The sequence below is a fragment of the Streptomyces sp. NBC_01190 genome (genome assembly GCF_045039895.1).
Taxonomy (GTDB): domain Bacteria; phylum Actinomycetota; class Actinomycetes; order Streptomycetales; family Streptomycetaceae; genus Actinacidiphila.
In genome coordinates this window covers 3,976,704-3,999,162 of record NZ_CP108580.1, presented here as the reverse complement: position 1 = coordinate 3,999,162, position 22,459 = coordinate 3,976,704, and the positions used below count along the sequence as shown (strand labels likewise).

Sequence of the window (22,459 nt, the reverse complement as noted above, 5' to 3'; positions counted from 1 at the left end):
ACGGTGGGGTCACCTTTGCAACGCGGGAGCTCGGAGCACCGGGCTGAGAGGGCGCTGACCCGTCGGAGCGGCTGACACGGCCGCGACGCGACTGCTGCGCCGACCGCCGAACCTGTTACCGGGTAATGCCGGCGTAGGGAGTGGGTCCTTTGACCATGCAGGATGCCCGCACGCGTGAAATCGGCTGGCACAAGTCGTATCTCACGGATCCGACCGGATCACGGCCGGACCTTCTGGTCCCGGTCCGGCAGGTGCATCTCACCAACGGGAGCGACGTGACGCTGTACGACACGTCGGGCCCGTACACCGACCCGTCGGTGCGGACCGATGTCCGGCGGGGGCTCGCCCCGGTCCGGGACCGGTGGATCGCCGCCCGCGGCGACACCGAGGAATATCCCGGCCGGCCGGTCCGCCCGGAGGACGACGGCGTCAAACCGAGCGCCCGGCACAGCGGTCTGCGCAACCTCGACGCGGTCTTCCCCGGCCGCCCGCGGCTCCCCCGCCGCGGCCGCTCCGGCGAGCCGGTGACCCAGCTCCGCTACGCCCGGCAGGGCGAGATCACCCCGGAGATGGCGTACGTGGCCCTGCGGGAGGGCGTCCCGGCGGAGGTCGTCCGCGAGGAGATCGCGGCGGGCCGCGCCGTGCTGCCGGCGAACGTCAACCACCCGGAGATCGAGCCGATGATCATCGGCAAGCGGTTCCTGGTGAAGGTCAACGCCAACATCGGCAACTCGGCGGTGACCTCCTCCATCGAGGAGGAGGTGGAGAAGATGACCTGGGCCACCCGCTGGGGAGCCGACACCGTCATGGACCTCTCCACCGGGCGGAACATCCACACCACCCGGGAGTGGGTGCTGCGCAACTCCCCCGTGCCCATCGGCACCGTCCCCCTCTACCAGGCGCTGGAGAAGGTGGACGGCCGCGCCGAGGAGCTGAGCTGGGAGGTCTACAAGGACACGGTCATCGAGCAGGCCGAGCAGGGCGTCGACTACATGACCGTGCACGCCGGTGTGCTGCTGCGCTACGTACCGCTGACCGCGCGCCGCAAGACCGGCATCGTCTCGCGCGGCGGCTCGATCATGGCGGCGTGGTGCCTGGCCCACCACAAGGAGAACTTCCTCTACGAGAACTTCGAGGAACTCTGCGACATCCTCGCCGCCTACGACGTCACCTACTCCCTCGGCGACGGCCTGCGGCCGGGATCCATCGCGGACGCCAACGACGAGGCGCAGTTCGCCGAGCTGCGCACCCTGGGCGAGCTGAACACCATCGCCAAACGGCACCAGGTGCAGACCATGATCGAGGGCCCGGGCCACGTGCCCATGCACAAGATCAAGGAGAACATCGACCTCCAGCAGGAGATCTGCGAGGAGGCGCCGTTCTACACCCTCGGCCCCCTCACCACCGACATCGCACCCGCCTACGACCACATCACCTCGGGCATCGGGGCCGCGATGATCGCCTGGTGGGGCACCGCGATGCTCTGCTACGTCACGCCCAAGGAGCACCTGGGCCTGCCCGACCGCGACGACGTCAAGACCGGGGTGATCACCTACAAGATCGCCGCCCACGCCGCCGACCTCGCCAAGGGCCACCCGGGCGCGCAGTCCTGGGACGACGCGCTCTCCGACGCACGCTTCGAATTCCGCTGGGAGGACCAGTTCAACCTGGCGCTCGACCCGGACACCGCGCGCGCCTTCCACGACGAGACGCTCCCGGCGGAACCCGCCAAGACCGCCCACTTCTGCTCCATGTGCGGCCCCAAGTTCTGCAGTATGAAGATCTCGCACGACATCCGCCGCGACCACGCGGGCGACGGCATCACCGTCGACGGCGGCGCGGTCGGCGCCGTCGCCGCCGGCGGCTCACCGGACCGGGAGGCCACCGCGACCGACATCGCGGCCGGTATGGCGGCGAAGTCCAAGGAGTTCGCCGCCGCGGGCAACCGCGTCTATCTGCCGCTGGCCGAGCCGCTGGCCGACTGACGCCCGGTCGGTGCGGGGCGGGGCCGCGCCGGGCGCCCTTCCCGGGCTGTCCGCTGCGGCCCCGCGCACTCAGTTGACCGGCACCGGCGGCGGCCATCCCGTGGTGGCGAAGCTGCGCCAAGGCGTCTGGGTGGGGCCCGCGGTGGCCCTGAGGGTGGCGCCGACATAGGCACCGCGCTGCTTGCCGGGGTCGGTGCAGTCGGCGTTCTTGTGCAGGATGATGTCGGCGCCGGTGCTGTTGGTGACCGCGGTGATGCCGCCCGCGGCGAAGCGGTAGCACCTGTTCTGTACCGGGGCGGAGAAGGTCTGGGTGCGGCCGCGGCTGTCGGTGCCCATGATCAGGCCGCCCGAGAAGTCGGAGCAGCCCGCGGCGGCGAGGACGAGCGGGACGGTGGTGCACAGCGCTATCAGCGGACGTCGGACGCGCATCGGCTCTCCCGTTCTGGCCGCGTTCCGAGCGCGCCCGGGCCCGCTTCCCTGCTCGGTCCCGGCACGCTCCGACCATGTCTGACCCTGCGGAAGCAGTCAAACAAGGCGCGGCGCCCCGGGCGACCGGGCGGGGCCGTCCGGGCTACTCCGGCGCGTGCTCCGGGCCGCCCCAGTCGGGGCTGCTGTAGTCGGGCGAGCTGAAGCGCGGCGCGGTCGGCCGGGGGTCGTGGGGCGAGGAGAAGGTCGGCCGGGAGTAACCGAGGCGGGGTATCCGCGAGGCGGCCGGCGGCACCGGGACGTCCGGACCGGGGGCCGCCCGCCGGGTGAGAGCCTCGTCCAGGACCTCGTCCAGGAACGGCAGCATCCCCGAGCTGAGCAGGGTCTCGCGCCAGTGCAGCCGCGCCCGGCCGACCTCGGGCGGCAAGGAGTCGGGTGCGTCGTGGATCGCGCCCGACCCGTCGCGCACCGCGGTGAGCAGCAGTCCTACCACCCCGAGCACGACCGCCGCCGCGGTGATCACGGCGAAGAACCAGCCCGCGGTACGCAGCGGCCCGGCGATGGCGGGCTCGGGGGAGACGGCCGCCAGGGCGTAACCGATGATCAGGAAGATGACCGCCGCCGCGCCGGCGAGCAGCGGGGTGAGGACCGCCAGCACGGGCGCGAGCCCCGCGCCTGATCCCGCCCGGTCCGCGACACCCATGGCCGCGTAGCCGAAGTGCCGGTTGGCCCGGTTGCGCGCCGCGTCCTGAGCGGCCTCCCGCGACTCGATACGGATCGCGCAGTACGCCTCGTACTCCTTCGCCGCGGCCTGGTTGATCGCGTCGACGGAGGCCAGCGCCAGGGTACGCAACTGCTCGGCGTTCAGCGGCGGGTCGGCCCGCGCGGCCGCGCCGGGAGCCGGCCCGGAACCGCCGTCCATGGCGTCGTCCAGGACGGTACGCAAGGCGTCGTCGAGGGCGTGCTCGAAATCCGGGCGGTCCTCGTTGAGTAGGTGTGGAGCGCTGGTCATGTGCGTCCCCCGATGCTCCGACTCTCCGCGCGCGGCCGGTGTTCCACGTGGAACCGGCTCGGCTGACCGGATGGCCGGAGAGCGGTGGGCCTACGGATACAGCCGATGGTAGGGCGGTGCGGGGGGCCGTGGCAGGGTGGAACCAGGAAATGTGGCGCGGCGCAGGTTGCCGTTCCTAGCCCACCAGGGGGAGTTGGGCCACGAGCAGCCGTCCGTCCATGGTCACGCCGCCGTCCATCGCGACGGCCAGATTGTCCGCGTAGATCATCGGCCCCCGTACGGTGTGGTTCTGCTCGGCACCGTCGGCCGCCACGTACTCGCCGCCGACCTGGCCGAGCAGATACGGGATCGGGCTGTGGCCGTGCACCACCTGGCTGCCCCCGAAGGCGCCGAGGAGTTCGCGGGCGGCGTCCGGTCCCTCGTCGCCTCGGAAGGCGAAGCGCTTGGTGAACTTGCGGAACAGGTCCCAGCATTCGTCCGCGTCGCCCCGTTGCAGCACCCCGGTGATGGCGTCGTTCATCTCCTCGATGCTGCTGCCGTAGTCCAGATACGCGGTGGTGTCCGAGTGCAGCAGCAGGTGGTCGTCGGTGAGGTGGGCGGCGTCCAGCCGGGAGATCCAGGTCAGGTGCCGGTCCTCCAGCCGCTCCATGTCGGAGGGCTGACCGCCGTTGAGCCGCCAGGCGGCCAGGAAGGAGGCGGTGCCGCCGACGGAATTGACCGGCGTGTCGCCGAACCGGTGGGCGCCGAGGAGCAGCAGCTCGTGATTGCCCATCAGCGCCCGGCAGTAGCCGCCGGCGGCGGCGGCCTCCGCGGAGAGCTGCATGACGAGCTCGATGACGCCGATGCCGTCGGGGCCGCGATCGGTGAAGTCGCCGAGGAACCACAGTCGGGCGCTGCCCGCCGACCAGTGGCCCTCCTTGTCGACCAGACCGGTCTCGTACAGCGCGTCCAGCAACTCGGTGAGATAGCCGTGCACATCACCGACCACGTAGAGCGGTCCCGGGCGGTCGCCGTTCTCAGCCGCGACGCTGATCACCGGCAAGTCACGCTCGGTCGGCGTGTATTCCGGCGGCAGCGGCTCGTCCGGCCGCGTCGGATCGAAGCCCGCTGCCTGCGGCGGGTGTCCGCCGGGCGCGGCATCGTAGCCGGGTTCGTACCGGGATCCGGGGTCGTACCCCTGACCTGCCCCCTGAGTCATCGACCCCTCCACGATCGCGCCGCCATCCGCCCATCATAGGAATGACGGTGGCGCGTTGTGACATACCCAGGCACCAGGTTTTCAGAAGGTTCAGACAAACCATCCCTTAGTCCCCGTGTGCCGTCGGGCAATCCGTCCGTCGGTTCGGTTCAGCCGTCGCGGCGGGCGGGCGCCCGCGGCGGGCTGACGGTGGTGCGGTGGGCGCGTCGCTGCGACGAGGCCCGGACGATGAGTTCGGTGGGCATCACCTGCTGCACGGGGTGGGCGGGTCCGATGCCCTCGATGGCGTCGATCAGCAACTGGACCACGGCCGTGCCGATGCGGCGCGGTTGCAGCGAAAGGGTGGTGATCGGGGGGTCGGTGCCGGCGTACCCGCCGCTCTCGCTGCAACAGACCAGCAGCAGGTCGTCGGGGACCCGCAACCCGTAGCGGCGGGCGGCGGCGAGCAGATCGGTGCCGTTGGGGTCGAAGAGGCCGTACACGGCGTCCGGCCGGTCCGGACGGGCGAGTAAGCGGTCCGCGGCCACGCCCCCCGCGCAGGGATCGTGGGCGGGATACGCCTCGTAGACGGGTTCCTGGCCGACGCGTTCGCACCATTCCAGATACGCGGTGGTGGACAGCCGGGTGTAGGTGTCGGTGCTGGTGCCGGTGAGCAGCCCGATCCGGCGGGCGCCGGCCGCGGCGAGGTGGTCGAGGATGCCGAGCACGGCCTCCTCGTGGTCGTTGTCGACCCAGGCGTGCACCGGCAGGCTGCCGGCCGGGCGGCCGTCGCTGACCACCGGCACGCCCTGCCGGACGAGTTCGGAGACCACCGGGTCCTGGTCGGAGGGGTCGATCACCACGGTGCCGTCCAGTGCCACATTCCCCCACACGTCGTGCCGGGAGGACGCGGGCAGGATGACCAGCGCGTAGCCGCGGGCGAGCGCGGCCGAGGTGGCGGCCCTGGCCATCTCCGCGAAGTACGCGAATTCGGTGAAGGTGAACGGTTCTTCGCCGTATGTCGTCACGGTGAGGCCGATCAGCCCCGACTTGCCGGTGCGCAGTGTGCGCGCCGCGGCGGACGGCCGGTATCCGAGCCGGTCCGCGACCTCGCGGACATGGCGACGGGTGGCATCGGGCAGTCGGCCCTTGCCGTTGAGCGCGTCGGAGACCGTCGTGATCGAGACTCCGGCGGCAGCGGCGACGTCCCTGATCCCCGCCCGCTCCAGCCGGCGTCCGACGGGCCGGCTCGCCTGATGTTTCCCTGCTCCAGTCATGGCGTGCCGATAGTAGGGGGGTGCTGGTCCATCCAGCCTCCGGCAGCGTGACCCCTCAGAAGAACGGTTTCTGCAAGATCGAAACCGGTATGCAAGGTGGAATATGCGGTTGGCAGGCACATCTCCCGGACAATACGGTCCCGCGCACGGCGATCACCCGGCCATTGGTCACTAGTGGGGGCTTCCGGCAACTCACTCCTACGGGGGACGCGCGCCACCGCGCACGCCACCCGTGCACACCGGAAGCCCGGGTGGCCGCGCCGCTCTCCGGCCGAGGTCCGGCCGCCGATCAGGCCGAGGTCCGGCCGCAGATCAGGCTGCGCGCCCGGCGGCGCCTCCGGCGCGGATTTCCCGCCCACGCAGGTGGCGCACGCACACTCCCCAGCGGCTCCCGCCGCTCGTAGGGTGTGGCCATGACCACACCGAAGCTGCGTCTGGAACTGGACGGCATCCCTACCTACCTGCCCGGGCGACCCCCGGTGGCGGGGGACGATGTGCCGGCTTTCAAGCTCTCCTCGAACGAGAACCCGTATCCCCCGCTGCCCGGTGTTCTGGAGGCGGTCGCCGCGGCCGCGGCCACCTTCAACCGCTACCCGGACCACGGCTGTTCCGAGCTCACCGCCGAACTGGCCAAGCGCTTCGACGTGCCGGCCGGTCATGTCGCGACCGGTACCGGCTCGGTGGGTGTGGCCCAGCAACTGCTCCAGGTGACCTCCGGGCCCGGCGATGAAGTGATGTACGCCTGGCGGTCCTTCGAGGCGTATCCCATCGTGACGCAGATCAGCGGCGCCCGTTCGGTGCGGGTGCCGCTGGACGCCGATGAGGCGCACGACCTGGACGCGATGGCGGACGCGATCACCGAGCGGACCCGGCTGATCTTCGTCTGCAACCCCAACAACCCGACCGGCACGGTGGTCCGCCGGGCGGCGCTCGAGCGTTTCCTCGACCGGGTGCCGGCTGACACGCTGGTCGTACTGGACGAGGCGTACCGGGAGTTCAACACCGACCCGGATGTTCCGGACGGCATCGACCTCTACCGGGACCGTCCCAACGTGGCCGTGCTGCGCACCTTCTCCAAGGCGTACGGGCTGGCCGGTCTGCGGGTCGGTTTCGCGGTCGCGCACGAGCCGGTGGCGGCGGCGCTGCGCAAGACGGCGGTGCCCTTCGGGGTGAGCCAGGTCGCGCAGGACGCGGCGGTGGCCAGCCTGCGGGCCGAGCCGGCCCTGCTGGAGCGGGTGGCGAGTCTGGTCACCGAGCGCGCCCGGGTGGTGCGGGCGCTGACCGGGCAGGGCTGGACGGTGCCCGAGACGCAGGCGAACTTCGTCTGGCTGCGGCTGGGGGACCGGACGCTGGACTTCGCGGCGGCCTGCGAGCGGGCCGGTGCCTCCGTCCGGCCCTTCGCGGGTGACGGGGCGCGGATCACCGTGGCCGAGCCCGAGGCGAACGATCTGCTGCTGCGGGCGGCGGAGGAGTTCCGCAAGGAGCTCTGACCGGGACAGGGATCGGGACCGGGCCGGCGCCAGGGCCGAGGTCCCCCCGCCCGCCGTCCGCCGCTGAGCGCCCTCGACCCCCACCGCACCCCTTGTGAGCTGCGCTTTCGCCCTCTGACCACCCCCCGGTGGCAGGGGGCGAACTGCTGTGCGTGATACTGCTTGTGAATGAGTTCACGTTCACAAGCGGGGGTCGAAACGTCGTAAAGGAGACGTGTCGTGCAACAGCTCGCCCTGGGCACACTGGACGTCGCCAGGTGGCAGTTCGGTGTGACCACCGTCTACCACTTCCTCTTCATACCGCTGACGATCTCGCTGTCCGCGCTCACCGCGGGCCTGGAGACCGCCTGGGTGCGCACCGGCAAGGACACCTACCTCAGAGCCACCAAGTTCTGGGGCAAGCTCTTCCTGATCAACATAGCCATGGGCGTGGTGACGGGTATCGTCCAGGAGTTCCAGTTCGGCATGAACTGGTCGGACTACTCGCGCTTCGTCGGCGACATCTTCGGCGCTCCGCTCGCTTTCGAGGCGCTGATCGCCTTCTTCTTCGAATCGACCTTCGTCGGTCTGTGGATCTTCGGCTGGGACAAGCTGCCCAAGCGGATCCACGCCGCCTGTATCTGGATGGTCTCGATCGGGACCATCCTGTCCGCGTACTTCATCCTCGCCGCCAACTCCTGGATGCAGCACCCGGTCGGCTACCGCTACAACCCCACCACCAAGCGTGCCGAGCTCACCGACTTCTGGGCCGTGCTCACCCAGAACACGGCGCTCGCCCAGTTCTTCCACACCATGTCCGCGTCGTTCCTCACCGGCGCCGCGTTCATGATCGGCATCGCCGCCTACCACCTGGCCCGCAAGCAGCACATCTCGGTGATGCGCTCCTCGCTGCGGCTGGCGCTGGTGGGCGCGGTCGTGGCCGGCGCCCTCACCGCGATCAGCGGTGACACGCTCGGCAAGGTCATGTTCAAGCAGCAGCCGATGAAGATGGCCGCCGCCGAGGCGCTGTGGGACGGCCAGAAGGGCGCCCCCTTCTCGATCTTCGCGGTCGGCGACGTGGACAAGGGCCACAACGAGGTCGCGATCGACATCCCCGATCTGCTCTCCTTCCTCGCTGACGACACCTTCACCAGCTATGTGCCGGGCATCAACGACGTGAACAGGGCCGAGCAGGCGAAGTACGGCCCCGGCGACTACCGCCCCAACATCCCGGTCGCCTACTGGGGCTTCCGCTGGATGATCGGCTTCGGCGTGGTCTCCATCGGGGTCGGCGCCGCCGGGCTGTGGCTCACCCGGCGCCGATTCTGGGTCGCCCCGGAGCACCGTACGGACGACGAAGAGGTGCCGCGGCTGATGCTCACCCGGGAGATCCGGATCGGCGAGCGGCTCGGCCGGTGGTACTGGCGGATCGCCCTGTGGACCATGGTGTTCCCGCTGCTCGCCAACTCCTGGGGCTGGATCTTCACCGAGACCGGCCGCCAGCCATGGGTCGTCTACGGGGTGCTGCGCACCAAGGACGCGGTCTCCCCCACCGTCTCCACCGGCGACGTCATCACCTCGCTGACCGTCTTCACCCTGCTCTACGGCGTGCTCGCGGTCGTCGAGGTGCGGCTGCTGGCGAAGTACGCCAAGGCCGGGCCGCCCGAACTCACCGACGACGACCGCCGTCCGCCCATCAGGATCGGTGGTCCGCGCGACGGCGAGGACGCCGGCACCGACCGGCCGATGGCCTTCTCCTACTAGGCCGCGAGGAGCGCGAGATGCATCTGCACGATGTCTGGTTCGTTCTGATCGCCGTCCTGTGGACGGGCTACTTCTTCCTGGAAGGGTTCGACTTCGGGATCGGCGTCCTGACCAAACTGCTGGCCCGCGACCGCGCCGAGCGGCGCGTGCTGATCAACACCATCGGCCCGGTCTGGGACGGCAACGAGGTGTGGCTGCTCACGGCGGGCGGCGCGACCTTCGCCGCTTTCCCCGACTGGTATGCCACCCTCTTCTCCGGCTTCTATCTGCCGCTGCTGATCATCCTGGTCTGCCTGATTGTGCGCGGGGTGGCCTTCGAATACCGTGCCAAGCGGCCGGACGAACGCTGGCAGCGCAACTGGGAGCACGCGATCTTCTGGACCTCGCTGCTCCCAGCGGTGCTGTGGGGCGTGGCGTTCGCCAACATCGCCCGAGGCGTGAAGATCGACGCCAACAAGGACTACGTCGGCGGGTTCTTCGACCTGCTGAACGGCTACGCCCTGCTCGGCGGGGCGGTCACGCTCGCCCTGTTCACCTTCCACGGCGCGGTCTTCGCCTCGCTGAAGACACTCGGGCCGATCCGGGAGCGGGCCCGTGCCACCGCCACCCGGGTGGGGGCGGTCGCGGCCGTGCTCGCGGTGGTCTTCCTGATCTGGACCCAGGCCCACACCGGCAACGGGCGCAGTCTGGTGGCACTGATCGTCGCCGTCGTCGCGCTGGTGGCGGCGCTGGGAGCGAATCTGGCCGGGCGTGAGGGATGGTCGTTCGCCTGCTCCGGAGTGACGATCGCGGCCACCGTGGCGGTGCTCTTCCTCGCCCTCTTCCCCGATGTCATGCCGTCGTCCCTGAACCCCGCCTGGAGTCTCACCGTCGGCAACGCGTCCGCGACTCCGTACACGTTGCGGATCATGACCTGGTGCGCGGGCGTCGCCACTCCGCTGGTGCTGCTCTACCAGGGTTGGACGTACTGGGTGTTCCGCAAGCGGATCGGTACCCAGCACCTCGCGGAAGCCGCGCACTGATGTCCCGGATCGTCCCGATGTTCCACGTGGAACAGTCCGCACGCACGGCACGCACGACTCACCCGGGATCCGCCGGAGCGACCGGACTTGGCGGATTCACCGGAGTCGCCGGAATCGCCGAAAGGGGATGTTCCACGTGAAACCTGTCGATCCTCGGCTGCTGAGGTACGCCCGGGGCACGCGCTTCTTCCTCGTCGCGTCGGTGGTATTGGGGCTGTTCGGGGCCGGGCTGATCGTGGCCCAGGCGGTGCTCATCGCCGATGTGGTGGTGGGCGGCTTTCAGCGGGGTCACGGCACCGGTGCGCTTGGCGGCGATCTGCTGGGGCTCGCGGGCGTGGCGGTGGGGCGGGCGCTGGTCGCCTGGCTCACGGAACTGTGCGCCTACCGGGCCGGCGCGGCGGTGAAGTCGCAGCTCCGGCTACGGCTGCTGGCACACGCCACGGCGCTCGGCCCGGCCTGGCTCACCGGGCGCCGCAGCGGTGAACTCACCACGCTGGCCACCCGCGGTGTGGACGCGCTCGATGACTACTTCGCCCGTTACCTGCCGCAACTGGGTCTCGCGGTGGTGGTCCCGGTGGTGGTGCTGGCCAGGATCGGCGCCGCGGACTGGGTGTCCGCGCTGATCATCGTGGTCACCCTGCCGCTGATACCGCTCTTCATGGTGCTGGTCGGCTGGGCCACCCGGGAGCGGATGGACCGTCAGTGGCGGCTGCTCGGCCGGCTCTCCGGGCACTTCCTTGATGTCGTCGCCGGGCTGCCCACCCTCAAGGTGTTCGGGCGGGCGAAGGCGCAGACGGAGAAGATCCGGGAGATCACCGGGGACTATCGGCGGGCCACGCTGCGCACCCTGCGGATCGCCTTCCTCTCCTCCTTCGTGCTGGAACTCCTGGCGACGATCTCGGTGGCCCTGGTCGCGGTCGGCATCGGCATGCGGCTGGTCCACGGCGACCTGGATCTGCGGACCGGGCTGATGGTGCTGGTCCTGGCGCCCGAGGCGTATCTGCCGCTGCGGCAGGTGGGGGCGCAGTATCACGCGGCGGCCGAGGGACTGGCCGCCGCCGAGCAGGTCTTCGAGGTGCTGGAGACGGCGCCCCGGTCGCCGGCCGGAAGCGTGCCCGCGCCGGATCTGCGGACGGCCACGTTGCGGATCGAGGACCTGGAGGTGTGGCGCGACGGGCTGCTCGGCGCCACCACCTTCACGCTGGCGCCCGGCGAGACGCTCGCCGTCACCGGGCCCAGCGGCATCGGCAAATCCACCCTGATCAGCGCGCTGCTGGGCTTCGCGGCTCCTTCTGCCGGAAGGGTGCTGGTCGACGGGACGGATCTCGCCGAACTGGACCCGGCCTCCTGGCACCGGCAGATCGCCTGGGTGCCGCAGCGTCCGCATCTCTTCGCCGGGACCGTCGCCGACAACGTACGGCTGGCCCGGCCGGAGGCGACCGCGGCCGAGGTGCGGGCCGCGCTCACCGCGGCCGGCGCGGCTTCCTTCGCCGGTCCCGACGACCTGATCGGGGAGGACGGCGCGGGCCTGTCCGCCGGGCAGCGCCAGCGCCTCGCCCTGGCCCGCGCGTTCCTCGCCGACCGGCCCCTCCTGCTGCTCGACGAACCGACGGCGAACCTCGACGGTGAGACGGAGGCGGAGGTCGTCGCGGCGCTGCGGACCCTGGCCGCGACCCGGACGGTCGTATTGACCGCCCACCGGCCGGCGCTTCTGGAGCTGGCCGACCGGGTATTGCCGCTGTCCCCCGCGCCCTTGGCGGGGCTCCGTCCGGTCGACGGGTCGCCAGTAGAGGGGCCCTCGGCGGCGGAGCCGCGGGTCGGCAGCGCGCCCGGCGGGCTCGACGAGACGCCGGTCGCGGGGGAGCAGCGGCCGGCGGTGGGAGCGGACGTGGGCGGCCGTTTTCGGGACACCGGCCCGCGGCGTGGGCGCCGCGGTGTCACCGGGCTGATCAGGGGCGCCGGCTTCTGGCGGCGGTTCAGCGGCGCGGTGGCCCTCGGGGTGCTGGCCCTCGGGTGCGCGGTGGGACTGATGGGCACCTCCGGCTGGCTGATCAGCCGGGCCTCCCAGCAGCCCCCGGTGCTCTATCTGATGGTGGCGGTGACGGCCACCCGCACCTTCGGCATCGGGCGGGCCGTCTTCCGCTACGGGGAGCGGCTGGTCGGACACGACGCGGTGTTCCGGGCGCTGGCCGAGATACGGGCAGGCGTCTTCTCCCGGCTGGAACGGCTGGCTCCGGCCGGGCTGCGCAAGGTCCACCGAGGAGATCTGCTCTCTCGGCTGGTCGCCGACGTGGACAGCGTGCAGGACCACTTCCTGCGCTGGCTGCTGCCCGCACTCGCCGGCGGGGTGACCGCCGTGGCGGCGGCCGCGTTCACCGGGTGGCTGCTGCCCACCGCGGGGGTCATCCTCGGCGCCGGGCTGCTGGCGGCCGGGGTGCTGGTGCCCGCGCTGGCCGTGGCGGTGGCCCGCCGCACCGAGAGCCGGGTCGCTCCCGCCCGGGGCGAGCTCTCCGCCCGGGTGCTCGGCCTCTTCACCGGCACGGCCGAACTCACCGTGGCCGGGGCGCTGTCGGAGCGTCGCGGCGAGGCGGCCCGCGCCGACCGTACGCTCAGGGCGATCGCGGCCCGGTCGGCCGCCGCCACCGCGCTCGGCGCCGGACTGACCGCGCTGATCAGCGGTCTCACCGTGGCGGCCGGTGCCTGGGCGGGGGTCAGGGCGGTGGCCGGGCACGAACTGTCCGGCGTCCTGCTCGCCGTCCTCGTGCTGCTCCCGCTGGCCGCTTTCGAGGCGGTCACCGGAATGCCGCTCGCCGCACTGCAACGACAGCGCGGCAGGCAGGCCGCCGACCGGGTACGGGAGGTGCTGGACGCGCCCGTGCCGGTCACCGAGCCGGACGTCCCGCGGGAGCCGCCGGCGACACCGTATCCGCTGGTCGTCAGGGGACTGACGGCCCGCTATCCCGGGCAGGCCGAACCCGCCCTCGCGGACGTCGATCTGACCCTGACCGCAGGGCGCCGGGTCGCCGTCGTCGGCCCGTCCGGCGCGGGCAAGACCACCCTGGCGCAGGTGCTGCTCCGCTTCCTGGACGTGCAGAAGGGCACGTACACGCTCGCCGGGCAGGACGCCGCCTCGCTCGACGGCGACGACGTACGCCGCCTGGTGGGTCTGTGCGCGCAGGACGCGCACGTCTTCGACAGCACGGTGCGGGAGAATCTGCGGCTGGCCCGGCCGGAAGCGGACGACGACGACCTGCGGGAGGCACTCGCGGCCGCCCGGCTCGACATCGACCTGGACACGGCGGTGGGCGAGCACGGCGCCCGGCTGTCCGGCGGGATGCGGCAGCGGCTCGCCCTGGCCCGCGCGCTGCTGGCCCGCTTCCCGGTGCTGATCCTGGACGAACCCGCCGAGCACCTGGACCTGCCGACCGCCGATGCCCTGACCGCCGACCTGCTGGCCGCCACCCGCGGCCGTACCACGCTGATCGTCACGCACCGCCTCGCCGGGCTGGCCGACGACGCGGTGGACGAGATCGTGGTGCTTGCGGCGGGGCGGGTGGTCCAGCAGGGCACGTACGAGGAACTGGCGGCGGCGCAGGGGCCGTTCCGGCGCACGCTGGAGCGGGAGCGGGCGGCGGATCTGCGGGTGGCGGCGCCGGGCGGGCGGGGCGGTGTCGGGGTGGCGGCCTGAGGGAGAGCCCTGGGGGGCGGAGGCTGAGCCCTCGCGGGCGGAGGGGTCGGCGGTCAGCCGCGGCGGGCGGCGGATCAGCCCTGGCGGGCGAAGGGGTCAGCGGTCAGCCCTGGCGGGCGGCCACGATCCGCTCGATGACCTGGGCCACACCGTCGTCCTGGTTGGCGGCGGTGTGGCGGGTGGTGGCGGCGAGCACCCGCGGGTGCGCGTTGGCGACCGCGTACGACGTACCGGCCCAGTCCAGCATGGCCAGGTCGTTCGGCATGTCCCCGAACGCCACCACCTCGGAGGCGGTCACCCCGCGCTCGGCGCAGCACTTGGCCAGTGTGGTGGCCTTGCTGACGCCGGCCCCGCTGATCTCAAGCAGCGCGGACTCGCTGGAACGGGTGATCTCGCCGTGCCGGCCGGCCACCGCGAGCGCGGTGGCGAGGAATTCGTCCGGGTCGAGCGAGGGGTGCTTGGCCAGCAGCTTCAGCAGTGGTTGTGACCTGTCCTCGGTGAGCAGCCGCTCGACGGGGAGCGTCTCGTCGGACAGCGTCGGCCCGGGCAGCGGGACCTCGGCGCCGGGATGATCGCCGAGCAGGTATTCCGTCTCCCGCCGGAACCCCCAGGTGCGCTCGACCGCGAAGACCGTGCCGGGCACCTCCGCCCGCAGCGCCAGGGCCACCGCGAGGGCGTCGTCCTCGGGCAGCGGGAACGCCTCGATCAGCCGGCCCGCCCGCAGGTCGTACACGGCGGCCCCGTTGGCGAGGATGGCGATCCCGTGCCCCGCCAGGTGCTGGGCGACCACCCCCATCCACCGCACCGGCCGCCCGGTGACGAAGAAGACCTCGATCCCGGCGGCCTCGGCGGCCGCCAGCGCCGCCACCGTCCGCGGCGACACCGTCTTGTCGTCCCGCAACAGCGTCCCGTCGAGGTCGGTGGCGATCAGCCGGGGCAGGGGATCGGCGAAGGTCTTCTCGATGTTCTCGCTGGCAGAGGTCACGACGCCCATCCTCCCCTACCCCACCGATGCACCATGCAACGGTGCGGATGCCGCACGAACCGAGCCGGAAAGCGGGCACATCACGGGGCCGAGGAGCATCGCGACATCCCCGTTTCCGTGCGTGGTCACGATCAGCAGATCGGCTCGGCACCCTGGTGGCCTCGGTCAAGCCGCGTTCATGCATCATGGGCTGAGCTGCGGGAATGGTGATCAGATGCCGATGAGCCGGACCTGGTGGCCGCACAGGCGGGTCATGTCGTCGATGTCCGACGTGAGAAGGGCGACCGGACCGGGTTGGCGGAGGGCGGCTTCTGCGACGGTCGCATCGATGGCGTACTTGTGGCCGTGCAGCCCGGCTGCTTTGAGCAGGGTCGCGGCAGCGTTGGCCGTCTGCTCGGTGACCGGTTCCACTTTGACTCTGGACAGGGTCCACTGCAGGCGGGGCAGGTTCACGCGTGTGTGGCTGGCCTCCACGATGGTGTTCGCGCTGATGACCAGATCGGCGCCCATCTCGTGGAACACCTTGAACAGGGCGAGGACTTTGCGATCCTGCGCGATCCAGGCGGACAGGCCCTCGCTGTCCAGAACGACTGTCTCGACGTGCTGGCTCACGCGGCGCTCGCGCCGCCAGCGGTCTCCGTCGGGCCGGAGATCCGTGTCCGGGCCTCCGCCAGTTCTTCTTCGGTGAAGACTCCGTGGTCTTCTTCGTGGCTGCGCAGATCCGCGCCGAGCAGCTGGTGCCGGATCTGTCGGGCCACTGCTTCCGCGACATAGCCGGAGACGTTGTCCGTGATTCTCTTCAGCTCCGCCACCTGCTCGGTAGGAAGCGTCACCGTGATGCGAGTGGTGTCAGCCATAAGGCCATCATACCGTGGTATGCACGCGGTCGGCTCCGCTGATCGGGCTTGCCCCCCTTGTCCTGGAGTGATCACCATGCCCTTCCGGTTCTCCTTCACCGGGCCTTCGCCGGCCGCCGTCGAACGCGCACGAGCGGTACCGGTGGAGCCCCTCGAAGACCCTGAGGACTACTGGTACCTGGCTGTACGGGCATGCGGTGTCCTGGCTGACACGGACGCGCTTTTCCGCATCGGGGGTTTCGGCACGGAGGACTGGTCGTTCGACCTGGGCTACGACATGTCGGCCTTCGTGGAGGGGCTGCCCCACCTGATCGAGGCTCTGCGTGCGGGAAGCGAGGCGGAGATCGACCTCTACCCGCAGGGCGTGGAGCGAACGTTGAGGTTCAGCCCGGTGGGCGATCAGGTGCGCATCACGTGCGTCTCACGCACCTCCTGGGTGCCGAGGCCGGGCATCGAGGTGTGTGGCCTCGACGAGCTACTGGGCATGTGCGCGCGGCTGGCTCAGGATTTCAGCGAAGCCCTCTCCGCCGTGGCTCCGGCTATCGCCCAGTCGGCCGTGCCGACGTTGACGGCGGCGGCGGGGGTGACCGAGCGGATCAGGCGACGCGGAGCAGCTCACTGAGCCGGTCGCCGATCACGGACACCCCGGGGCGCGGATCGTTCTCGTAGTACCAGGGCTTGCGTCGGCGCAGCAGTGCGTCACCGTGCTCGCTCCAGATGAAGCCGGGCTTCCTCAGTAGTCTCCGGAAAACCGCGTCGACGGTCTCCGGGTGTGCGGCGGCCAGCCGACGGATCGGCAGTGGTGCGATCGACTCCTCGCGCAGGTACGCGCGGAGCAGGTCCTGGTGCCGTTTGCGCCCCGCGAGGGCCGGCTTCGCGAAGAGGTCCAGCAGCGTCCCGTAGTCGGCGTAGAAATTGAGCCCGTCGACCTCGTCGTAGATGACGCCGACGGTGTCCGAGTCAGCGAGCTCCGGCGGCAGCTCGAAGACGGGCGGGTCCGGACTACGGCGCCGCTTGCCTTGGGGAGGGTTGGGCTGTCCCGTGACGATGGCCGCCTGCCGGTGGCGGTAGTAGGCATTGACGAGGTCCTCGGCTTCGGCAGGCGGAAGGATCAGTTCGTCGCTGCCGCAGAACTCGGCGAAGGCGGCCCGGTCCTCCCGCATCCGCTGTCAGCCCTGCTCGATCTTCGCGGGGTTGCGGAAGACCAGGTGGGGTCGGCTGGTGGCCAGTTCGAGTGCCGCACCGGCGATCTCCGGCGCGCTGGACCGAGGGTAGGCGGACATCACACCGGAGACGAGCCACGTGCCGGGTACCGCCGCCAGGGCGACCAGTCGGGCGCCGAGGAAATGTCCCTTCGTCACCGCGCGGAAGGCCCACCGCCCCGCGTTGGTGTACGTCCGGTACTCCAAGTCGTCCAGCAGGTTGAGCAGGAGCAAGGAGTCGCCGTCCTTGTCGCGCACCTCGAAGAGCCCCTCTACCGGGTCGCGCCACGCCAGGACCGTCTCCCGGTCGGCATCGGCCAGGCCCGTTCGCCGGTCGACGAAGCGGTCGGCGACCGTCTTGCCGTCCGGCAGGCGGTACCGCAGCAGGAAGTGGTCGATGACGCTGATCGCGGTGGCTTCGTCGACCATGCCGTCAGGGCCGCCGGCCTCCGACAGGAGGGGCGTGAGAAATCGTTCGAAGGCGCGGCTCTCCCCGAACGCGACGAGCTCCTCCTTCAGTTCGGCGCTGCGACGCAGGGCGTGTGCGAGATCTGGGACGGTGTTCATGTCGTGCTCCGATTCGCTGCGGCTTTCGTCCTGGCCCACTTCCTCAGCAGCCGGACCAGCGCCGGTACGCCTCGACCCAATGCGCTCCTTCCGGAGGCGGTACCGGCAGGGGGAGTTCCAGCAAGCCGACGTCCAGTTGGTGCCCCTCCCGGACGCAACGAGCGACCACACGGAAGTCGTTCGTGAGATCGACCTTGACCACCTTCACCTCGACGCCCAGGACGGTCGTGGAGAACGGGACCGCCAGGTGGTCGTCGATGACCGCCAGGAAACCGTTGACCGCCTCGATGTCGTCGTACGTGTCAACCGTCGCTTCCTCGATCAGCGCGTCCAGTTCGGCGGTGCTCATTGTGCTCACCTTCGCCACGTTAGCGAGCGGGTGCGGGTTCCGTCGTCCGGTTTCCCGAACGATGGCCGTCCGCTCCGAGTGCCGGGAGTCGGCGCTTGGTTGGGTGCGGGAGCCGAGTTACGGGGGTGCCACGCCGCCTACACCTACGACCACCTGTGGTGGCGGACCTTTCGGGACGGGTCGGGCCGTGGTTCGGAGCCGGTGACAGCGGCGGGACGAGTCAGCTGAGCTGGGCCGGAGTCTCGGTGGCGATCCGCTCGAAGACATCGGGGTCGTGGCCGAAGATCGTGTCGGCGACCGGCCAGTGCAGCACGATCTCGTCGATGCCGGCCTCGGCATGGCGTCCGGCGAAGTCCACGAAGGCGTCGACCGAGGTGAAGGGCTGGGTGTAGTCGGGGGTGAAGCCGGTGAGAAAGATCTTCGGCACGTCCGCGGGGTCGCGGCCCTCGGCGGCCAGGGCCGCGGCGACGCGCTCGACCTGGCCGCGGATGGCGGCGAGGGACTGCTCCGGGGTGCCTTCCTCGAACAGGCTCGGGTCGCCGGTGGTTACCCACGCCTGACCGTACTTCGCGGCGAGCCGCATGCCGCGCGGCCCGGTGGCGGCCACCGCGAACGGCAGCCGGGGGCGCTGCACGCACCCGGGGATGTCGCGCGCCTCGAAGGCCGAGTAGAAACTGCCGCTGAAGCTGCTGTCGCCCTGGGTTAGCAAGCGGTCGAGGAGAGCCACGAACTCGGCGAAGCGGTCGGCGCGCTCCTTCGGCGACCAGGGTTGCTGCCCGAGCACCTCCGCGTCGAACCCGGTCCCGCCCGCCCCGATCCCCAGCGTCAGCCGCCCATCACTGACGTCGTCCAGCGTCATCAGCTCCTTCGCGAACGGCACCGGGTGGCGGAAATTAGGAGAGGTTACGAGGGTTCCCAAGCGCAGGCGTTCCGTGACGCCGGCCGCGGCGGTCAGCGTCGGGATGGCTCCGAACCATGTCCTGTCCCGGAAGGGCACCCGCCACGACAGGTGGTCGTAGGTGTAGGCGGCGTGGAACCCCAACGCCTCGGCCCGCTTCCACACCTCCCGGCCCTGCTCCTTCCAGCGATAGATCGGCAGGATCACAGTGCTCAGACGCAGGCTCATGCGGCCGAGCCTACGGGGCTGTATATCCAGGTGACCGCACGGTCCTGCCGTCCGCACCCGTGGCGTCCATCCGCCGGATCGCGGTCCGCGCCGGGCTGCCTGCCGCCACCGCGCTCGGCGACCGCTTCCCCAGCGTCCGGTTCGTGACCAGAGTGGTCTCGCCCAACTTCAGGCACCCGGTGACCTTGGCGAAAGATCTGATGACGCTGGACGACGTGAGCGGTGGGCGGATCACGCTTGGGATCGCGTTCGTGGACTTCGCGGGCAGGCACCAGGAGGCCGGCATCACCGAGATCGTCATCCACTGGCCGATCCCGGACTCCTACTTCGCGGTCGACCACGGCGTCTTCGAGCGGATCGCGACCGAGGCACCGGCCCAGCTCGGCTAGCCTGCTCGGTCAGCCGGGTCAGCCGGGTCAGCCGGGTCAGCCGGGTCAGCCGGGTCAGCCGGGTCAGGACGCCGGGACACCCGCTGGTCAGGTCGCGGCCGGTGCGCTGAGGGCCAGCAGGTCGCGCATCGACCGCGCGGCGCGGACGGCCGCGTCGGCGCAGCAGTTGTTGAAGAGCACGTGGACCTCGGCCGCCTGCTCGGCCAGCGCCCGGACGCGGGGCACCCACTCGGCGAGTTCGTCGGGTGTGTAGGAGTGGCGGAACCTCTCCTCCTTGGTGCCCGTGCCCCAGGCGCTGTTGCGACCGTGAAAGCGCACCACCGCGAGGCTGGGGGTGGTGACGCGCGCGACCGGCGGTACGGAGGTGGGCAGCGTCTGCGTCATGTCGACCGCCACCGCGGCCAGGTCCAGCTCGGTCAGCAGCGCGGTCGTCGCGGCGATGTGCTCTTCGCGCCACCAGGCCGGGTGCCGGAACTCGACGGCCATCGGCCACCCCGCCGCGCGCTCACGGCACTGGCGCAGGAACGCCGCCGCCGGGCGCCCCGGTGCGAGCCCCGGCGGGAACTGGAACAGCAGGGTGCCCAGGCGGTCGGCTCGGCGCAGGGGGTCGAGGGCCCCGCTGAACCGCTGCCACACCTCGTCGAGCAGTCCGGGATCGGTGCCGGCCAGGCCGGGCCGCCGGGCGAGGGCCGGGCGCAGCTCCGCCGGCATCGCGCTCGGCCGCGTCGGATGCCCGGTCAGCAGCGAGAACACCTTGACGTCGAAACGGAAGCCGGCGGGGGTGCGTTCGGCCCACAGCAGGCTGTTGCGGGTGCTCGGCAGGCCGTAGTAGGTGGCATCCACTTCCACCACCGGGAACTGCGAGGCGTAATACCGCAGTCTGGTCTCCGCCTCGCGCTGACCCGCCGGATACCACCCGCTGTACACCAGCGCCTTGTCCGTCCACGAGCACGTGCCGACCCTGATCTCTCCCATCCCGCCCGTCTGCCCCGAGCCGAGGACGCCAACGCGAGTTCCCTGGCTGCCGTCGGGTCATCGGCCGGTGTTCCCGCTGTGGACCGGCCGGGCGAGCGTGCTCGGGTGACCCGGGGACGCGCCCCATGGCCGTACGCGGGTACCCGGCGCGCACCGGAGCCGGCGCCCGTGGAGACGCAGTCCGCCGTTCGATCGCCGGCCCGGCCCGGGACGTGTGAACGAGCCCTGGCCGAGGGGCTGTGCGGTCGCGCCATGGCGGATCAGCGCGAGGGCGCACGCGCGGGGGGCGGCGCTGGGGAGAATGCGCACATGGATGCGAAGCGGGCGGGGAGTCGGCGGGACGCGGTCGCCAATCGCACGGCGCTGCTCGACGCGGCGGCCGTCGTCCTGTTACGCGAGGGGCCCCGGGTCTCGCTCGATGTGGTCGCCCGGGAGGCCCGGGTCGGGATAGCCACCCTGTACCGCAACTTCGCCAACCGCGACGAACTCTTCGGTGCGGTGGCGCGGCGGGCCTACGAGACGGTCGCCGCGCTGGCCGATGAGGCCGCGAGCAGTGAGCGGGCTCCGCTGGAGGCCGTCGCGACCTTCTTCTCCCGGGTGGTCGAAGCGGAACCCTTCTCGGCCCTGCCGCTGATCGGAGCGTCCGCCGAGGGGGAGTACGAGCCGATAGGGGAGCGGATCAGCGACGCGCTCGACGCCGTGCTGCGGCGGGGGATGGAGGACGGCAGCATACGCGCGGACGCCAGCTCCGATGATCTCGTGGTGGCCGGTGCGATGCTCGCCCGGGCCCAACTGCCCGCGGCCGACTGGGGTCCGGCCGCCGGCCGGCTGATCGGCATCATCGTGGACGGCCTGCGCGAACGCCCCGACGTCCGCCCGCTGCCGCCGCCCCCGGGGGACACCTACACCGACCCGGACGGACCATGAGGCCCCATCGGTCACCGGCCGCCTGACCTTCGCCACAAAACGCCTGTTCACCGCCGTCACCGGCGGTCCGGATCGCCCCGCTTGGTCCGAACGGGTGGCGTTGATGTGAATATCGCCGATCTCGGGGTGCGGCTCCGCGCAATCTGTGGTCGCTTCCGCATGATCGGACTAATCACTTCGCCGCATCACGGGAAAGCGAGAGGTTGTCAGGTCATGGCTGCTGTAGTAGAGATCAGGAAGTTCTGGAGTGCGCTGCTCAGCGCGCTCCTCAGTGTGCTGCTCAAGTGCCTCGCGGGACTGGGCTTCGCGGTTCCCGCCGCCTGCTCGGGCGCGGCTCGGGTCGAGGCGCTGGGCGCCGGCCGTACGAAGGCGACGGAAGGTGCCGCCGCCGGCGTGACCGTGCCGATGCCCAGAGGACGGGCGGTGCCGAGGATTCCGGCGCCGCGCGGCTGCGAGCCGGTGCGCCGGGAGCGGGAACGCACCCTGCCGCCCACGATGAAGCAACGTATCCGCGCCGAGGCGCACGGCTCCTCGCCCAGCGCCCGAAGCGTCCGGGACAGTGATCTGACGGACGAGATCACGTCGGCGCTCGCTCTCGTCGAAGCCGCCGCCAGCTCGTCCCGTGGCAGGTCGGAGGCGCGACCGGCACCGGAACACCGGGCCCTGTCGGGTACGGCGCCGGCCGGTACGGCCCCCGCTCGCACGGCCTCCACCGGGTCGGCTGCCGCTCGTACGGCCTCGACGCGTACAGCCCCCACTCGTACGGCCCCCACGAACACCGCTCCCGCGCGTACCGCCGCGGCACGGGCGGCGACCGGACGGGCCACGACGCGTACCGCCGGTTCGCGTACCGCCCTTTCCCGTAGCGCTGGTTCGCGGCGTGCCCTGGCGCGTACCGCTCCCACCGGCCCCGCCTCGCGGCGCCTCGTCGCAGGTCCGGCGCGCCGCCCTGCCGGAGGCCCCGTCGCAGGTCCGTCGGCGCGTCCGTCGGCCGGTCCGTCCGCGCGCTGGGCCGATCGCCGCGCCGCCGGTCGGTTCACCCGGCCCGGCAGCAACAGGAACGTGCGAACCGCCGCCGCCACGGCAGGGTTTCCGGCCGGCCGCCGTTGATCGCCGCAGTCCCGTCGCGCTCGATCCCGACGCGCTGCTCGACGCGTACGCGTTCATGTCCCAGCGCCACGTCACCGGCACCTGGTAGCGGGTCATCCGGACGACGACGGTGGCGACGGCCAACGACGGCCACCCACGCCCAACCCGGCTCG

Annotated in this window: 21 protein-coding genes, 1 pseudogene and 1 riboswitch; of the genes and pseudogenes, 10 read left to right on the top strand and 12 right to left on the bottom strand. The window is 71.4% G+C overall.

The window, feature by feature from the left end; genetic code table 11:
- Window positions 1-12 precede the first annotated feature (12 nt).
- A riboswitch (TPP riboswitch) is annotated at window positions 13-157 on the top strand.
- Window positions 150-1,985, top strand: a complete 1,836-nt coding sequence (gene thiC / locus OG519_RS16640) for a phosphomethylpyrimidine synthase ThiC (RefSeq protein WP_405584067.1) — start codon at window positions 150-152, stop codon at window positions 1,983-1,985. It overlaps the preceding riboswitch by 8 nt.
- A 69-nt stretch (window positions 1,986-2,054) precedes the next feature.
- Here the strand turns inward: thiC and OG519_RS16635 are convergent, their stop codons facing one another.
- From OG519_RS16635 to OG519_RS16620, 4 genes are all read right to left on the bottom strand, one after another.
- Window positions 2,055-2,414: a hypothetical protein gene (locus OG519_RS16635; protein WP_405584064.1), complete on the bottom strand. Its 360-nt coding sequence runs from the start codon at window positions 2,412-2,414 to the stop codon at window positions 2,055-2,057.
- Between the two features lie 142 nt (window positions 2,415-2,556).
- Window positions 2,557-3,423 carry a hypothetical protein gene (locus OG519_RS16630; RefSeq protein WP_405584062.1) on the bottom strand — a complete coding sequence of 289 codons (867 nt, stop codon included), beginning with the start codon at window positions 3,421-3,423 and terminating at the stop codon, window positions 2,557-2,559.
- A gap of 175 nt (window positions 3,424-3,598) precedes the next feature.
- The gene (locus OG519_RS16625; RefSeq protein ID WP_405584059.1) at window positions 3,599-4,621 is read right to left on the bottom strand and encodes a metallophosphoesterase; all 1,023 of its coding nucleotides are present in this window, start codon (window positions 4,619-4,621) and stop codon (window positions 3,599-3,601) included.
- A 149-nt stretch (window positions 4,622-4,770) separates the two neighbouring features.
- Window positions 4,771-5,877, bottom strand: coding sequence for a LacI family DNA-binding transcriptional regulator (locus OG519_RS16620; protein WP_405584056.1), 1,107 nt, complete (start codon window positions 5,875-5,877; stop codon window positions 4,771-4,773).
- Between the two features lie 407 nt (window positions 5,878-6,284).
- On the opposite strand from OG519_RS16620, the gene hisC reads away from it, so the two are divergent.
- The 4 genes from hisC to cydD all read left to right on the top strand — a co-directional run bounded on the left by hisC (window position 6,285) and on the right by cydD (window position 13,820).
- Complete coding sequence (hisC, locus tag OG519_RS16615; RefSeq protein WP_405584053.1) at window positions 6,285-7,367, top strand: histidinol-phosphate transaminase; 1,083 nt, start codon at window positions 6,285-6,287, stop codon at window positions 7,365-7,367.
- A gap of 219 nt (window positions 7,368-7,586) precedes the next feature.
- A complete protein-coding gene (locus tag OG519_RS16610) occupies window positions 7,587-9,110 on the top strand; it encodes a cytochrome ubiquinol oxidase subunit I (RefSeq protein WP_405584050.1) in 1,524 nt (507 codons plus the stop codon).
- A gap of 17 nt (window positions 9,111-9,127) precedes the next feature.
- Entirely contained in the window at window positions 9,128-10,132 is a 1,005-nt protein-coding gene (cydB, locus tag OG519_RS16605) for a cytochrome d ubiquinol oxidase subunit II (protein WP_405584047.1), read from the top strand.
- Between the two features lie 136 nt (window positions 10,133-10,268).
- Window positions 10,269-13,820, top strand: a complete 3,552-nt coding sequence (gene cydD, locus OG519_RS16600; protein WP_405584043.1) for a thiol reductant ABC exporter subunit CydD — start codon at window positions 10,269-10,271, stop codon at window positions 13,818-13,820.
- Between the two features lie 103 nt (window positions 13,821-13,923).
- On the opposite strand, the gene OG519_RS16595 is transcribed toward cydD, so the two are convergent.
- From OG519_RS16595 to OG519_RS16585, 3 genes are all read right to left on the bottom strand, one after another.
- Window positions 13,924-14,814, bottom strand: a complete 891-nt coding sequence (locus OG519_RS16595) for a Cof-type HAD-IIB family hydrolase (RefSeq protein WP_405584041.1) — start codon at window positions 14,812-14,814, stop codon at window positions 13,924-13,926.
- Window positions 14,815-15,015: 201 nt separating this feature from the next.
- A complete protein-coding gene (locus OG519_RS16590) occupies window positions 15,016-15,417 on the bottom strand; it encodes a DNA-binding protein (protein WP_405584038.1) in 402 nt (133 codons plus the stop codon).
- A complete protein-coding gene (locus OG519_RS16585; RefSeq protein ID WP_405584036.1) occupies window positions 15,414-15,662 on the bottom strand; it encodes a hypothetical protein in 249 nt (82 codons plus the stop codon). Before OG519_RS16585 ends, OG519_RS16590 begins: the two co-directional genes overlap by 4 nt.
- Before the next feature lie 76 nt (window positions 15,663-15,738).
- Here OG519_RS16585 and OG519_RS16580 point away from each other — a divergent pair, with 76 nt between their 5' ends.
- A complete protein-coding gene (locus OG519_RS16580; RefSeq protein WP_405584033.1) occupies window positions 15,739-16,284 on the top strand; it encodes a hypothetical protein in 546 nt (181 codons plus the stop codon).
- Here the strand turns inward: OG519_RS16580 and OG519_RS16575 are convergent.
- Genes OG519_RS16575 through OG519_RS16565 form a run of 3 tightly spaced genes read right to left on the bottom strand, consistent with a single transcriptional unit; the run spans window position 16,259 to window position 17,780 of the window.
- Window positions 16,259-16,825 (bottom strand): hypothetical protein, encoded by a 567-nt coding sequence (locus OG519_RS16575; RefSeq protein ID WP_405584030.1) that lies wholly within the window; start codon window positions 16,823-16,825, stop codon window positions 16,259-16,261. The genes OG519_RS16580 and OG519_RS16575 overlap by 26 nt on opposite strands.
- Window positions 16,826-16,831: 6 nt before the next feature.
- Window positions 16,832-17,431, bottom strand: coding sequence for a hypothetical protein (locus OG519_RS16570; RefSeq protein WP_405584027.1), 600 nt, complete (start codon window positions 17,429-17,431; stop codon window positions 16,832-16,834).
- Between the two features lie 43 nt (window positions 17,432-17,474).
- Window positions 17,475-17,780 (bottom strand): hypothetical protein, encoded by a 306-nt coding sequence (locus OG519_RS16565; RefSeq protein WP_405592773.1) that lies wholly within the window; start codon window positions 17,778-17,780, stop codon window positions 17,475-17,477.
- Between the two features lie 111 nt (window positions 17,781-17,891).
- Here OG519_RS16565 and OG519_RS16560 point away from each other — a divergent pair.
- Window positions 17,892-18,005 (top strand): annotated as a pseudogene (locus OG519_RS16560) (LLM class flavin-dependent oxidoreductase); the annotation flags it as partial.
- On the opposite strand, the gene OG519_RS16555 reads toward OG519_RS16560, so the two are convergent.
- Entirely contained in the window at window positions 18,001-18,906 is a 906-nt protein-coding gene (locus OG519_RS16555) for an LLM class flavin-dependent oxidoreductase (protein WP_405584025.1), read from the bottom strand. The pseudogene OG519_RS16560 and the gene OG519_RS16555 overlap by 5 nt on opposite strands.
- A 59-nt stretch (window positions 18,907-18,965) precedes the next feature.
- Here OG519_RS16555 and OG519_RS16550 point away from each other — a divergent pair, with 59 nt between their 5' ends.
- Window positions 18,966-19,295 (top strand): LLM class flavin-dependent oxidoreductase, encoded by a 330-nt coding sequence (locus OG519_RS16550; RefSeq protein WP_405584022.1) that lies wholly within the window; start codon window positions 18,966-18,968, stop codon window positions 19,293-19,295.
- An 87-nt stretch (window positions 19,296-19,382) separates the two neighbouring features.
- On the opposite strand, the gene OG519_RS16545 is transcribed toward OG519_RS16550, so the two are convergent.
- Window positions 19,383-20,270, bottom strand: coding sequence for a DUF72 domain-containing protein (locus OG519_RS16545; protein ID WP_405584019.1), 888 nt, complete (start codon window positions 20,268-20,270; stop codon window positions 19,383-19,385).
- Between the two features lie 309 nt (window positions 20,271-20,579).
- Here OG519_RS16545 and OG519_RS16540 point away from each other — a divergent pair, with 309 nt between their 5' ends.
- Both OG519_RS16540 and OG519_RS16535 read left to right on the top strand, forming a co-directional pair.
- Window positions 20,580-21,197 (top strand): TetR/AcrR family transcriptional regulator, encoded by a 618-nt coding sequence (locus tag OG519_RS16540; RefSeq protein WP_405584016.1) that lies wholly within the window; start codon window positions 20,580-20,582, stop codon window positions 21,195-21,197.
- 159 nt (window positions 21,198-21,356) lie between these two features.
- A complete protein-coding gene (locus OG519_RS16535) occupies window positions 21,357-22,307 on the top strand; it encodes a DUF6344 domain-containing protein (RefSeq protein ID WP_405592771.1) in 951 nt (316 codons plus the stop codon).
- The last annotated feature ends 152 nt before the right edge of the window (window positions 22,308-22,459 follow it).

Excerpts from the sequence above, each read along its gene's own strand:
- OG519_RS16635 (WP_405584064.1), bottom strand. The coding sequence starts at position 2,414 with ATGCGCGTCCGACGTCCGCTGATAGCGCTGTGCACCACCGTCCCGCTC.
- OG519_RS16630 (WP_405584062.1), bottom strand. The coding sequence starts at position 3,423 with ATGACCAGCGCTCCACACCTACTCAACGAGGACCGCCCGGATTTCGAG.
- OG519_RS16625 (WP_405584059.1), bottom strand. The coding sequence starts at position 4,621 with ATGACTCAGGGGGCAGGTCAGGGGTACGACCCCGGATCCCGGTACGAA.
- OG519_RS16620 (WP_405584056.1), bottom strand. The coding sequence starts at position 5,877 with ATGACTGGAGCAGGGAAACATCAGGCGAGCCGGCCCGTCGGACGCCGG.
- cydB (WP_405584047.1), top strand. The coding sequence starts at position 9,128 with ATGCATCTGCACGATGTCTGGTTCGTTCTGATCGCCGTCCTGTGGACG.
- OG519_RS16595 (WP_405584041.1), bottom strand. The coding sequence starts at position 14,814 with ATGGGCGTCGTGACCTCTGCCAGCGAGAACATCGAGAAGACCTTCGCC.
- OG519_RS16585 (WP_405584036.1), bottom strand. The coding sequence starts at position 15,662 with ATGGCTGACACCACTCGCATCACGGTGACGCTTCCTACCGAGCAGGTG.
- OG519_RS16580 (WP_405584033.1), top strand. The coding sequence starts at position 15,739 with ATGCCCTTCCGGTTCTCCTTCACCGGGCCTTCGCCGGCCGCCGTCGAA.
- OG519_RS16575 (WP_405584030.1), bottom strand. The coding sequence starts at position 16,825 with ATGCGGGAGGACCGGGCCGCCTTCGCCGAGTTCTGCGGCAGCGACGAA.
- OG519_RS16570 (WP_405584027.1), bottom strand. The coding sequence starts at position 17,431 with ATGAACACCGTCCCAGATCTCGCACACGCCCTGCGTCGCAGCGCCGAA.
- OG519_RS16565 (WP_405592773.1), bottom strand. The coding sequence starts at position 17,780 with ATGAGCACCGCCGAACTGGACGCGCTGATCGAGGAAGCGACGGTTGAC.
- OG519_RS16555 (WP_405584025.1), bottom strand. The coding sequence starts at position 18,906 with ATGAGCCTGCGTCTGAGCACTGTGATCCTGCCGATCTATCGCTGGAAG.
- OG519_RS16545 (WP_405584019.1), bottom strand. The coding sequence starts at position 20,270 with ATGGGAGAGATCAGGGTCGGCACGTGCTCGTGGACGGACAAGGCGCTG.
- OG519_RS16540 (WP_405584016.1), top strand. The coding sequence starts at position 20,580 with ATGGATGCGAAGCGGGCGGGGAGTCGGCGGGACGCGGTCGCCAATCGC.
- OG519_RS16535 (WP_405592771.1), top strand. The coding sequence starts at position 21,357 with ATGATCGGACTAATCACTTCGCCGCATCACGGGAAAGCGAGAGGTTGT.